Source organism: Streptomyces sp. Pv4-95 (assembly GCF_045782725.1).
In the GTDB taxonomy this organism is placed as follows: domain Bacteria; phylum Actinomycetota; class Actinomycetes; order Streptomycetales; family Streptomycetaceae; genus Streptomyces.
In genome coordinates, this window is the sequence record NZ_CP127172.1 from 5616361 (window position 1) to 5629612 (window position 13252).

Here is a 13252-nt window from a genome sequence, read left to right on the forward strand (position 1 = left end):
ACAACCGGGCCCGCCGGCGGCGGACCGGGGCGAAGGTGCGGGCCCCGCCAGGGGGAGGAACCTGAGCGCGGGCGCCGCACGCCCTGCGGTACCCTGGCGCCATGCGTGCCGTACGCCTTCTGCTTAGCGGGCCGCGCTGATCAGTTCCGACCGGGCCATCCGCTGTGGCCGCCCGGGTCGGCATCGGCGCGGCGTCCCCTCCTGTGCGAGGGGCATTTTTGTTTCCGCAGAAACCGTGTCCGCAGCAGCCGCAGGCAGAGACGATCGATGGAGCTTTGAGGACGATGAGCGAGACGACCACCTCCCCCGCCGCTGACGGCGCGGGCGGTACCCCCACCGAGGTGGCGGCGCCGCACCGCTATACGGCGGCGCTGGCCGCAGACATCGAGGCACGCTGGCAGGACTTCTGGGAGTCGGCGGGGACGTACGAGGCCCCGAACCCCAGTGGTGACCTGGCCGGCGACGCCGCGCAGGTGGCCCGCCCCAAGAAGTTCATCATGGACATGTTCCCGTACCCCTCGGGTGCGGGCCTGCACGTCGGCCACCCGCTGGGCTTCATCGCCACCGACGTCTTCGCCCGCCACCAGCGCATGACGGGCCACAACGTCCTGCACACCCTGGGCTTCGACGCGTTCGGCCTGCCCGCCGAGCAGTACGCCGTGCAGACCGGCACCCACCCGCGGACCTCCACCGAGGCCAACATCGTCAACATGCGCCGCCAGCTGCGTCGCCTGGGCCTGGGGCACGACCAGCGCCGCTCGGTCGAGACGATCGACCCGGCGTACTACAAGTGGACGCAGTGGATCTTCCTGCAGATCTTCAACTCCTGGTACGACCCGGAGGCGGACGCCGCCCGCCCGATCGACACACTGATCGCGCAGTTCGAGGCCGGTAGGCGGCCGACCCCCGACGGCCGCCCCTGGGCCGAGCTGAGCAACGCCGAGCGGGCGGGTGTCCTGGGCGAGTACCGCCTGGCGTACGCCTCGGACGCGCCGGTCAACTGGTGCCCCGGGCTGGGCACGGTGCTGGCCAACGAGGAGGTCACCGCCGACGGCCGCTCCGAGCGCGGCAACTACCCGGTGTTCAAGGCCAAGCTGCGCCAGTGGAACATGCGGATCACCGCCTATGCCGACCGGCTGCTGAAGGACCTGGACGCGCTGGACTGGCCGGAAGCCATCAAGCTGCAGCAGCGCAACTGGATCGGCCGCTCCGAGGGCGCGCGGGTCGACTTCCCGGTCGGCGACGACAAGATCACCGTCTTCACCACGCGCCAGGACACCCTGTTCGGCGCGACGTACATGGTGCTGGCGCCCGAGCACGAGCTGGTCTCGGGCTCCGAGGACGGCAGCGGCTCCATCGTCCCGGCCGCCTGGCCCGAGGGCACCCACGACGTGTGGACCGGCGGGCACGCCACCCCGGGCGAGGCCGTCGCGGCGTACCGCAAGCAGGCCGCGTCCAAGTCGGACGTCGAGCGACAGGCCGAGGCCAAGGACAAGACCGGCGTCTTCACCGGCGCGTACGCGACCAACCCGGTCAGCGGCGAGCGGGTCCCGGTCTTCATCGCCGACTACGTGCTGATGGGCTACGGCACCGGCGCGATCATGGCCGTGCCGGCGCACGACAGCCGTGACTTCGCCTTCGCGCGAGCCTTCGAGCTGCCGATGCGCTGTGTCGTCGAGCCGTCGGACGACCGCAGCACCGACCCCTCCACCTGGGACGACGCCTTCGCCTCGTACGACGCGAAGATCGTCAACTCGTCCGGCGCGGAGATCTCGCTGGACGGGCTGGGCGTCACCGAGGCCAAGGCGAAGATCACCGAGTGGCTGGCCGCCGTGGCCATCGGCAGGGGAACCGTCAACTTCCGGCTGCGCGACTGGCTGTTCAGCCGGCAGCGCTACTGGGGCGAGCCGTTCCCGATCGTCTACGACGAGGACGGCGTGGCGCACGCGCTGCCCGAGTCGATGCTGCCGCTGGAGCTGCCCGAGGTCGAGGACTACTCGCCGCGCACCTTCGACGCCGACGACGCCGATACCCAGCCCGAGACGCCCCTGTCCCGTAACGAGGAATGGGTCAACGTCGACCTGGACCTGGGCGACGGCGCCGGGGTCAAGCGCTACCGCCGCGAGACCAACACCATGCCCAACTGGGCGGGTTCGTGCTGGTACGAGATGCGCTACCTGGACCCGAACAACGCCGACGCGCTGGTCGACCCGGGCATCGAGCAGTACTGGATGGGCCCGCGGGACGGACAGCCGGCCGGCGGTGTGGACCTGTACGTCGGTGGCGCCGAGCACGCGGTGCTGCACCTGCTGTATGCCCGTTTCTGGTCCAAGGTGCTGCACGACCTGGGGCACGTCTCGTCCTCCGAGCCGTTCCACAAGCTGTACAACCAGGGCATGATCCAGGCCTTCGTCTACCGGGACAGCCGCGGTATCGCGGTGCCGGCGGCCGAGGTCGAGGAGCGCGACGGCGCGTACTACTACCAGGGCGAGAAGGTCAGCCGCGTCCTGGGCAAGATGGGCAAGTCCCTGAAGAACGCCGTCACCCCGGACGAGATCTGCGCCGAATACGGCGCGGACACCCTGCGGCTGTACGAGATGGCGATGGGCCCGCTGGACGTCTCGCGCCCGTGGGACACCCGCGCGGTCGTCGGCCAGTACCGGCTGCTGCAGCGGCTGTGGCGCAACGTCGTGGACGAGGCGACCGGCGAGGTCACCGTCGTCGACACCGAGCCGGACGAGGCCACGCTGCGTGCCCTGCACAAGGCGATCGACGGTGTCACGCAGGACATGGAGAACCTGCGGTTCAACACCGCCATCGCCAAGGTCACCGAGCTGAACAACCACCTGACCAAGGTGGGCGGCCCGGTGTCCCGCACGGTCGCCGAGCGGCTGGTGCTGCTGGTCGCCCCGCTGGCCCCGCACATCGCCGAGGAGCTGTGGCGCAAGCTGGGCCACACCGACAGCGTGGTGCACGCGGACTTCCCCGTGGCCGACCCGGCGTACGTCGTGGACGAGACCGTGACCTGCGTCGTGCAGATCAAGGGCAAGGTCAAGGCCCGCCTGGAGGTCGCCCCGTCGATCTCCGACGCGGACCTGGAGGCCGCGGCGCTGGCCGAACCCGCCGTCGTCGCCGCGCTGGGTGACGCGGGCATCCGCAAGGTGATCGTCCGGGCGCCGAAGCTGGTCAACATCGTGCCGGCGTAACACCCGGGACATCGTGGTCCGCGGCCGCCCGCCACGCAGGTGGGGGGCGGTACGCACCGCATCGCGCACCTCAGCCATGGATGATTTCCATGGGTGCTTTCCCTTACGGGCAGGTTGGGGGTTCGAAGGGAACCCCTGACCTGCCCGAGCCGTTTACGGTGGAAGTACAGGGCACGGGCTGTGGACCGTGCCGCCGACACCTCTGGGGAGAGCCCATGGAAGCTGTTGTCGCCATCCTCGGGCTGCTCTTCGTGCTGTTCGTGGCGGCCGGGGTATTCGCCGCGGTCAAGGCGGTGCAGGTGACCAAGCGGGGCGTGGACAGAACCGTCGCCCAGGCTCGGAGAACCGTAGAGGACACCGGCCTGCGGGCGCGCACGCTCGCCCAGCCGGGTGTCGTCGGCGAGCTGGCGCAGTTGCGGCTGTCGCTGCGGACGTCCATGCGCGCCACCCAGGACATCCTGGCCACCGGCTCCCCGGAGGACGCTTCGCTCAGCGAGGCGGTCGGCCTCTTCGAGCGGCTCAGCGCACACGGCCATGAACTGGACGACGAGCTCAGGCGGCTGGAACGCGAGCCCGACAGGTCGACCATCGGCGCGAGGTTGCCGGACCTCCGGGAGCGCACCGAACAGATCACCCGCTCCGCGGAGGCGCTTCGGTGGGCGGCGCGCGACCGGGCGCGGAAGTTCGCCGAGGACGACCTCGCGGCGCTGAGCGACCAGATCGACGTCGAGGCCGGGGCGCTGCGCCACTGGACGCGGGATACGGCCGGGACGCCGATGGGGGAGCCGGGGGAGCCGTCGGTGGGCGGCGCCGCGGGCGTGAGCGATACCTTCGGCACCGGTGCCGGTGGCGGGGCTCGGCAGGGGGCGGCTTCCGGCGCGTCCGAGGGGCGCTCGTGGGGACCGTCGCCGGAGGAGCCGCAGGCGATCACCGCCCGCGATCCGCGCGCGGAGCGGTCCTACCCGTGGCAGAAGGCACGGCGGCCCGAGGAGACCACCTGAGAGTGCTCGGGAGCTACGGAGATCGGCGGAACGGGCAGCATTGTTCCGGCGTCCTTCCGGGTAGCGGTGGACGTTGGGGAGGGGCCGCGCTGTCGGGCTCCGGCAGCCCCGGATAATCTCCCAGTCATGTCCCGCCATGTCGCGATCGTCACCGATTCCACGGCCTACCTGCCACGGACGGCACTTGAGCGCCACCAGATCACGGCCGTGCCGCTGACCGTTGTCCTGGGGGACCAGGCCCTGGAAGAGGGCACCGAGATCTCCGCGAGATCGGTGGCGCAGGCGCTGCAGAAGCGCAGGCCGGTGACGACTTCCCGGCCGAGCCCGGCGACCTTCGCCGACACCTACCGGACGGTCGCGGAGTCCGGTGCGAGCGGCATCATTTCGCTCCACCTCTCCTCGGAGTTCTCCGGCACCTATGACGCGGCGGTCCTCGCGGCCAAGGAAGCCCCCGTTCCGGTGCGCGTCGTGGACACCGGCATGGTTGCCATGGCCCTCGGGTTCTGCGCCCTGGCGGCAGCGGAGACGGCGGAGGCCGGCGGGGACATGGACGAGGCCGTGGCGGCCGCGGAGAAGCGCGCGGCGGGCACCTCCACCTACTTCTACGTCGACACCCTGGACTATCTGCGGCGCGGCGGCCGGATCGGCGCGGCGCAGGCACTGCTCGGCTCGGCACTCGCCGTCAAACCCCTCCTTCAACTGACCGACGGCCGTATCGAACTGCTGGAGAAGGTCCGTACGGCGTCCAAGGCCATTGCCCGGCTGGAGGAGATCGCCGCGGAGCGTGCGGGGGAGGGGCCGGTCGACATCGCCGTGCACCATCTCGCGGCGGCCGAGCGGGCGGACGCGCTGGCCGAGCGCCTCCGGGAACGGGTCCCGGGGCTGCAGGAGCTGCATGTGAGCGAGGTGGGCGCGGTGATCGGCGCACACACCGGGCCCGGGCTGTTGGGGACAGTGATCTCACCGCGCTGAGCGGGGCGTGCGAGAGCCCTGTGAGTGACGGACTTATCCACAACTGGTCCGCTATCCACGGAATGTGACGCGGCTCAGCGGGATCCGGCCGGGGTGCCTAGCGTCGGGCGGTATGAACTCTGGGTTTCTTTCTTCGGGTGTATCAACTTCGGCTGATTCGGCTGATTCGGCTGATTCGGCGGCATCGGCGGCATCGGGGGATTCGGCGGGTGTAGCGGATTCAGCGGTGGGTTCGGCGAGTTCGGCGGGTTCGGTTGTGGGCGTGGGGGCCCGGCCCGGTCGGGCGGCGGGGTCCGGCCTGCGGAGCCGGGATCGCGGGCACAGTCTCAGGGAAGAACGCCTTCGAGACCGTGGGCGAGCGCGGTTGCTACGTCGGCAGCGTGCGGCGGGGCGTGCCGATTGCCTCCCGGACGCCGTTGCGGCGGTACGGGCACGGGCTGCCGCGCTTTTCGCCGACCCGGACACCGCGGGCCCGCCTCTTGGGCCGTTAGCACCGCCCGCCTCACCCGATCCTCCGCGTCCGGCTCCCGACCCGGCGGGACGGGGTTCGGATCCTGACCTGCCAGGACCTGGCTGCGACTCGGGCGGCCCAGGCTTCGAGTCGGAGGGCCTGAGCCCGGTTCTTGACCGGCCAAGTCCGGACTCCGACTTGGTGTATGCCGGCACTGGCACTGGCACTGGCACAGGTACAGGCACTGGCTATGACTCGGCGGCGCCGGCCTTTGGCACGACGAATCCGGACTCCGACCTGGCCGGCTCCGATCCCGATTCGGTGGGTCAGGCGAATCCGAACCGCCGTGTGGACTCGCGTCGCCGTTCGGACCCGAATCGCCGTTCGGACCCGAATCGCCGCGCGGACCCGCGTCGCCGTTCGGACCGGTATCGCCGTGCGGCCCCGTCACGCGCTGCGGACTCGTCACGCACTGCGGTCCTGTCACGCCGGGGCCGCGAACTGCCGTCCCCTGACGTACCGCACGGCTCGGGCGGCCGGTGGGAACGGGCGCGGCTGGCTGCGTCTGAACGGCTGCCGCTGTGGGTCCAATCGCGGTGCGGCACAGACCCGAGAGCGCTGGCTGCTCTGCTGCTGGTGCTCGTGGTGGGCGTGGGCTTCGCCGTCCAACACTTCTGGACCGGGCGACCCGAGCCGGTGCGGGCCCCAGCGGTCGAACGGGCCGAGGCGGCTCCCGGACCTCGCTCCGGGCCGCCACCGCTTGCGAAGTCTCCGCCTGCGACCTCTGCGGGGACGGGTGCCCCTGCCGGCACCGCGGGCCGGCAGCTGGTCGTCGATGTCGCGGGGAAGGTCCGGAATCCCGGTATTCACCGGCTGCCGATGGGATCGCGGGTGACCGATGCCCTCCGGGCCGCGGGAGGTGTGCTGCGCGGTGCGAGTACCCGTGGCCTGAACCAGGCCCGGCTGCTGGCCGACGGTGAACAGATCGTGGTCGGCGCTGAGGGTGCCCCAGGAAGTGCCGCGGGGTCTGGTGGTGCGGGTGGGGTAACCGGTGCCGGTGGAGCGGGAGTCGGTGCCGCCGGAGGCGGTGGCCAGGGGGCCGGCGGCGGCCCGAGTGCGCCGATCAGCCTCAGCACGGCGACCGAGGCGCAACTCGACACCCTCCCCGGTGTGGGCCCTGTGCTCGCTCGGCACATCATCGAATTCCGTAGCGCTCATGGTGGGTTCACCTCGGTGGATCAGCTCCGTCAGGTGACCGGGATCGGTGATCGCCGGTTCGCCGATCTGCGTCCGCTGGTGCAGCCATGACCGCCACCCGCGCCACGGTGCACGCCTCCGCGGCGTCCCCGCACGGCGCATCGGACCCTCGCCAGGAGGGCGCCGCCGATCTGCGCCTCGTGGCACCGGCTCTGGCGGCCTGGGCGGCCGCGGCGATCGCTCTGGGAGCCCCGGGCGGCGGAGTGGCAGCGGTCTGTGTCGTGGCTGTCGTCCTCGCAGCTGCGTCGTTACGAGCGGCCGTATGCAGGCGCAGGGCGGAGACCGGGGAGACGGACGCGACGGCAGCGGGTGCTCGGGTAACAAGACCACCGGGCGCCGGCGCGGCGGGAGTCACGACGCGGGGGCAGGCTGAGGCAGGCAGGGCGTCCCAGGCGGAGCTGTCGCAGGCCGAGCCGTCAGCGGGACGTGCCACGTCGGAGTCCTCACCAGGGCCTCATTCCCGTCCGCTACGCCTTTGGTCGGCGGGGACCCTAGTGGCTCTGGCGGCGCTGTTGTTGAGCGCTGCGGCCGGGGCGGCCTCGGCAGCGCTGCATGCGGCGGATCTGCGACGTGGGCCCCTCCCCGGCTGGGCGGAACGCTATGCACAGCTCACGGTCGAGCTGGAGGTGACCGGTGATCCGCGGGTGACCCGTCCCCGGGTGCGCGGATCCCAACGCACGCCTCCCGCCCTGGTCTTCACCGCCGACGCTCTCCGTGTCACGTCCCCTGACGGGACGATCCAGGCCGTACGGACGCCTGCCCTGGTCGTCGTTCAGCAGCACGGTGCCGGGGGCGAGGAGAGCGGCGGGAAGACAGGCAACACTGCAAGCCACGAGCCCTCCTCCGGCGACGCGCACTCCTCCGAAGACGAGCCCTCCTCCCGGAACGGACCGGGCAACGGGCCCAGTGCCGAGGTTCATGGTGGGTGGTCGCCGGCATGGCGTGGGCTGCTGCCGTCGACACGTATCCGAGTGGTGGCCCGGGCCGCGCCGCCGGCCTCGCCGGCAGACCCGGTCGCCGCGGTCCTACGGGTGACAGCTGACGCGCCGCCGCGCAAGGTCAGGCAGCCATCGGTCCTTCAACGGATGGCCGGAAGCCTGCGTGGGGGACTCCGCGAGGCCACCGACGGGCTGAGCCCGGACGCCCGTGCGCTGCTGCCCGGTCTCGTCGTCGGCGATACCTCCCGGGTGTCCCAGGAGCTGGACGATGCCTTTCACGCCACGGACCTGACGCATCTGCTCGCCGTATCCGGCAGCAACCTGACCATTGTCCTGGCTCTGCTGATCGGCCCGCCGCACCTGGCGGTACGCGCCGAACGCCGCGGACTGGCGCCACGCCTGGGCTTGTCGCTGCGGGGAACGGCTCTCGTCGGGGGTGCGCTCGCGCTCGGATTCGTGGTGGTGTGCCGGCCGGACCCGAGTGTGCTGAGAGCCGCCGCCTGCGGGCTGATCACACTTCTGGCGATCGGTACGGGGCGCCGCCGCTCCTTGCTCCCCGCGCTGGCTGCGGCGGTGCTGCTGCTGATCCTCTACGACCCTTGGCTCGCCCGTAGTTACGGCTTCCTGCTGTCCGTCCTGGCGACCGGCGCGCTGCTCCTCCTCGCCCCGCGCTGGAGCGCCGGGCTCCAGCGGCGTGGAGTGCCGCCCCGTCTCGCCGAGGTGCTCGCCGCTGCGGCCGCCGCGCAGGCCGTGTGCGCACCGGTCGTCGCGGTGCTCGCCTCCCGGGTCGGGCTGGTCGCCGTGCCCTGCAACCTGCTGGCCGAGCTGGCCGTGGCGCCCGCGACCGTCCTCGGCTTCGCCGCACTGGCCGCCGCTCCGCTCGCCCCACCGCTAGCCCACGCGCTGGCGTGGGGCGCCGGGTGGCCCACCGAGTGGATCGCCGGTGTCGCCCGCACCGGGGCGGCGCTGCCCGGAGCGGAGTTCGGCTGGCCCGGCGGCTGGGCGGGCGGTGTCCTGCTGGCGGCCGCCACAGTCGTGCTGGTACCGGTCGGGCGCAGACTCCTGCGCCGCCCCTGGGTGTGTGTGGTGTGCGCCCTGGCCCTGATCCTGGCGGTCTGGCGCCCGGCCCCGTTCACCCGTGTTCTGACGGGTTGGCCGCCGCCCGGGTGGCGCGCCGTGGTCTGCGATGTGGGGCAGGGGGACGGGCTGGTCCTCGCGGCCGGCGACGGCGCGGCGTTGGTGGTGGACACCGGCCCGGAGCCCCGCGCCATTGACCGCTGCCTGTCCGACCTGGGAATCCGCCGTATCCCCTTGCTGGTTCTGACGCATTTCCACGCCGATCACGTCGACGGTCTCCCGGGTGCGCTGCGCGGCCGTTCGGTTGGCGCGATCGAGACGACGACGCTCCAGGAGCCGCCGGGCCAGGCCGGATTCGTACGGAACAGGGCGGCGGCCGCAGGCGTGCCGGTGCTCCGCGCGGTACCGGGGGAGCGGCGCCGCCTGGGCCCTCTCACCTGGGAAGTTCTCTGGCCGCCCGCCCCCGTTGGCCCCTTCCCGGCGGGCCCAAGGGCTCTGGCCTCCCCTCCACCGCCCTTCACGGACGGCCCCAACGATTCCAGTGTCACCTTGCTCGTCAGGACGGGGGGACTCACGATCCTCCTGCTGGGTGATCTTGAACCTCCCGCACAGCAGGCATTGTTGACCGCTCACCCGGAGTTGGCAGCCGTGGACGTCCTCAAAGTGGCGCACCATGGCTCCGCCTACCAGGACCCGCAGTTGATGCGCCGGTTGGCGCCCCGCCTGGCGCTGATCTCCTGTGGCGCGGACAACCCGTACGGCCACCCGGCACCCCGCACGATCCGGGCGCTGCGTGCCCAAGGCGCCCGGGTCCTGCGTACCGACACCGATGGCGCCATCGCGGTCCTGGGCGCACGAGAGGAGCTGGCCGCTGCGCTGAAGGGCCGACGAGCCGTTACCCGGGCGGCAGGCAGGCACAGAGCAGGAAGCCCCCTGCCCGCCAGGGGACCAGCCAGAAGGCGCCCACGCGGGAGGCGTCTATCCGGGAGGCGTTCTGTCGGGGAGTGTCTGCCTGGAAGGCGGCTTCCCAGAGGCACTGCGTCCGAGAGGAGCGCACCCGCGAGGAGTGCGGCCGGGAGGAATGCACCCGCGAGGAGTGCGGCCGGGAGGAATGCACCCGCGAGGAATACGGCCGGGAGGAATGCACCTGCGAGGACTGCGGCCAGGAGGGCGCCCGCAAGGAGTCCTCCCAGGGGGCGTCGTCAGGGAGGGTGCCCGTCAGAGGGCCGTCGACCGGAAGGCGTCGAGCAGAGCCGGGGGGGAGGGGGCCAGGGCCTCCCGTACGAGCCCCTGTTCTGAGCACACCGGGGGCGCCGTGACCTGCTGACCCGCTGGCCTACTGGCCGGGCGTTGACCTGCACCGGAGCCTGCAAGCGCACATGCCCACGCCGCCCAGGTGTTGGTTCCTCTCCCCCACAATCAGGATATGTAGACTCCAGATTATGAGGATGAGTGAGGGCGTCGAGTGGGGGCTGCACTGCTGTGTGACCCTGGCTTGGCTGGATGGGGAAGGGCCCGTGTCGACAGCGCGACTCGCGGCTTCTCTCGACCTTCCGGCGGCTTACCTCAACAAGCGGCTGCAAGCGCTCGTACGCGCCGGCATCCTGAGCTCCACCCCTGGGGCACGCGGTGGATTCCGGCTGGCGCGGTCGCCGGAGCGGATCACCCTCATGGATGTCGTGGCGGCGATCGAGGGCACCGATGATGCCTTCCGCTGCGCGGAGATCCGCCGCCAGGGTGCCGGAGCCGACGCACCACGGAGGGAGTTCGCCCGGCCCTGCGGTATCGCCACGGCCATGAGCAGAGCCGAACTCGCCTGGCGCCGCGAGCTCGCCGCGCAGACCGTCGCCGACCTCATGACGGGCGTCCCCGCCTCGGCCGCCGACCGTACCCGCCGCTGGTTCGCCGCCGAGAGGACGCAGGGCTGATGGACTTCGCCGCCACCGAGGCATACCTCCGCCGCATCGATGCCGCCCGCCCGGCGTCGCCGGGCGCCGATGCGCTGCGCAGCCTGCACCTCAGCCATCTGCGTAGCGTCCCGTTCGAGAATCTCTCCATTCACCTCGGTGAGGAGATCGTGCTCGCCGAACAGCCGCTGCTGGACAAGCTGGTCGGTGCCCGACGCGGCGGTTTCTGCTACGAACTCAACGGAGCCTTCGCCGCCTTGCTCCGAGCGCTCGGCTACGAGGTCGAGCTGCTGTCCGCCCGTGTCTTCGGCCCTGAAGGGCCCGGAATCCCGTACGACCACATGGCGCTGCGCGTTCATACGCCCACCGGGCCATGGCTCGCCGACGTCGGCTTCGGCAGGCACAGTCACTATCCGCTGCGGCTGGGCGAGCGTGGCGAGCAGCCGGATCCCGGAGGCGTCTTCCGTATCGAGGAGACGTCCGAAGGCGATCTTGATGTCCTCCGGGACGGCGAGCCGCAGTACCGCATCGAACAGCGCCCGCGGGCACTTGCCGACTTCGAAGTCGGCTGCTGGTGGAATCGCACCTCTCCCACCTCCCACTTCACGCAGTCCCTGGTCTGCTCGCGGCTCACGGAAACCGGCCGGGTCACGCTCTCCGGCCGTACGCTCGTGATCACCGAAGCCGAAGCCGAAGCCGAAGCCAAGGCCGAGGCCGAATCCGAGGTGGGAGCGGGAGCCGGATCCGGAGCCGGCGGAGAGAGCGGATCCGGCGGTGTGCGTCATGAGCGCGAGTTGGAGGCGGCCGAGGTCCTTCCGGCGTACGCCACCCACTTCGGCATCACGCTGGACCGGGAGCCGACCGTGCGTCCCGTGCAGCACCGAGTGGGCCCACCGGCGGGCTCGTAGGAAGCGGCCCAGGGCCGAGTCGTAACGCCGCTACTCCGCCTCGCGCCAGCCCTCGTACTCCGCGGCGAGCCCGTCGAGCTGGGCCGGGTCGTGCGCGGCGTCCGGGTCCTCGAGGACGACCAGCCACTGGGCGTCCTCGGCATCGTCCTCGCCGGCCAGGGCGTCCCGGACGAGTTGCGGTTCCTCGGCGAGGCGGAAACGCTCTGCCAGCGCCTCGGCCACTTCCTCGGCAGCATCGCGGTCGGGCAGTACCAGTACGTGTCGCAGGTGTTGTGCATCATTCACAGGCCCCATTGTCCGGCAGCCGCCGACCCACCTCGCCGACGGGCCCCAGCCGCCGGTCTGCCGCCGCCCGTCGCCGGGCCCCTGTGCCGGCGCCGCCCACCGGTCCGGCCCACCGGTCCCGCCACCTGGTCCGTGCACCGTTCCGGCCGGCCGGCCGGGGCGCGGTGTCAGTGGCGCGTGGGATGCTGGACCGCGATGGCCAGGAAGACAGCTAACGACGACCCGCTCGCCCCCGTGACGCTCGCGGTGGGCCAGGAAGACCTGCTGCTGGATCGCGCCGTGCAGCAGGTGGTGGCGGCCGCCCGTGCGGCCGATGCGGACACCGACGTGCGCGACCTCACCTCCGATCAGCTGCAGCCCGGCACTCTCGCCGAGCTCACCAGCCCCTCGCTCTTCGCCGAGCGCAAGGTCGTGGTGGTGCGCAACGCCCAGGATCTCTCCGCGGACACCATCAAGGACGTCAAGGCCTATCTGGGCTCGCCCGCCGAGGAGATCACGCTCGTTCTGCTGCACGCCGGCGCGGCCAAGGGCAAGGGGCTGCTGGACGCGGCCCGCAAGGCGGGTGCGCGGGAGGTTGCCTGCCCCAAGATGACGAAGCCGGCCGACCGGCTGGCCTTTGTGCGGGGCGAGTTCCGCGCGGTGGGGCGCTCCGCGACCCCGGAGGCATGCCAGTCGCTGGTCGATGCGATCGGCAGCGATCTGCGCGAGCTGGCCTCTGCCTGTTCGCAGTTGACCGCCGATATCGAGGGCACGATCGACGAGGCGATCGTCGCGCGCTACTACACGGGCCGGGCCGAGGCTTCGAGCTTCACGGTCGCGGACCGTGCGGTGGAGGGCCGTGCCGCCGAGGCGTTGGAGGCGCTGCGCTGGGCGATGTCCACGGGCGTGGCGCCCGTGATGATCACGAGTGCGCTGGCCCAGGGCGTCCGGGCCATCGGCAAGCTGGCCTCCGCCCCGCGCAATGCCCGTCCCGGTGACCTCGCCCGTGATCTGGGCATGCCGCCCTGGAAGATCGATCGGGTGCGGCAGCAGATGCGCGGCTGGTCGGCGGACGGTGTCGCGACGGCGCTGCTGGCGGTGGCCGAGGCCGACGCCGGGGTGAAGGGCGGCGGGGACGATCCCGAGTACGCCCTGGAGAAGGCCGTCGTGACGATCGCCCGCGCGGCCCGCTCCCGCTGAAGGCCCTACTCGCGGTCGCGGTCGGCTCCGGGTGACCGTCGGCTCCCCTCACGGGGCGCACCCGTCGCACG

Annotated in this window: 9 protein-coding genes; 8 read left to right on the plus strand and 1 reads right to left on the minus strand. The window is 71.9% G+C overall.

Features of this window, described 5'->3' with window-relative positions:
• Window positions 1-284: 284 nt before the first annotated feature.
• The 7 genes from QOM21_RS24595 (at window position 285) to QOM21_RS24625 (ending at window position 11717) form a co-directional block, all read left to right on the plus strand.
• A complete protein-coding gene (locus tag QOM21_RS24595; RefSeq protein ID WP_407553201.1) occupies window positions 285-3206 on the plus strand; it encodes a leucine--tRNA ligase in 2922 nt (973 codons plus the stop codon).
• Between the two features lie 215 nt (window positions 3207-3421).
• Window positions 3422-4207 carry a hypothetical protein gene (locus tag QOM21_RS24600; protein ID WP_407553202.1) on the plus strand — a complete coding sequence of 262 codons (786 nt, stop codon included), beginning with the start codon at window positions 3422-3424 and terminating at the stop codon, window positions 4205-4207.
• Window positions 4208-4333: 126 nt separating this feature from the next.
• Window positions 4334-5179 carry a DegV family protein gene (locus tag QOM21_RS24605; protein ID WP_407553203.1) on the plus strand — a complete coding sequence of 282 codons (846 nt, stop codon included), beginning with the start codon at window positions 4334-4336 and terminating at the stop codon, window positions 5177-5179.
• Window positions 5180-5291: 112 nt separating this feature from the next.
• A complete protein-coding gene (locus QOM21_RS24610) occupies window positions 5292-6938 on the plus strand; it encodes a helix-hairpin-helix domain-containing protein (RefSeq protein ID WP_407553204.1) in 1647 nt (548 codons plus the stop codon).
• A gap of 512 nt (window positions 6939-7450) precedes the next feature.
• On the plus strand, window positions 7451-10201 hold the full coding sequence (locus QOM21_RS24615) for a ComEC/Rec2 family competence protein (protein WP_407555786.1): 2751 nt from the start codon (window positions 7451-7453) through the stop codon (window positions 10199-10201).
• A gap of 143 nt (window positions 10202-10344) precedes the next feature.
• Entirely contained in the window at window positions 10345-10830 is a 486-nt protein-coding gene (locus tag QOM21_RS24620; RefSeq protein WP_407553205.1) for an RrF2 family transcriptional regulator, read from the plus strand.
• Entirely contained in the window at window positions 10830-11717 is an 888-nt protein-coding gene (locus QOM21_RS24625) for an arylamine N-acetyltransferase family protein (RefSeq protein WP_407553206.1), read from the plus strand. Before QOM21_RS24620 ends, QOM21_RS24625 begins: the two co-directional genes overlap by 1 nt.
• Before the next feature lie 30 nt (window positions 11718-11747).
• Here QOM21_RS24625 and QOM21_RS24630 read toward each other — a convergent pair whose 3' ends face one another.
• Entirely contained in the window at window positions 11748-12011 is a 264-nt protein-coding gene (locus QOM21_RS24630) for a hypothetical protein (RefSeq protein ID WP_407553207.1), read from the minus strand.
• Window positions 12012-12197: 186 nt separating this feature from the next.
• Here QOM21_RS24630 and holA point away from each other — a divergent pair, with 186 nt between their 5' ends.
• Window positions 12198-13181: a DNA polymerase III subunit delta gene (holA, locus tag QOM21_RS24635; RefSeq protein ID WP_393891857.1), complete on the plus strand. Its 984-nt coding sequence runs from the start codon at window positions 12198-12200 to the stop codon at window positions 13179-13181.
• Window positions 13182-13252: the final 71 nt, after the last annotated feature.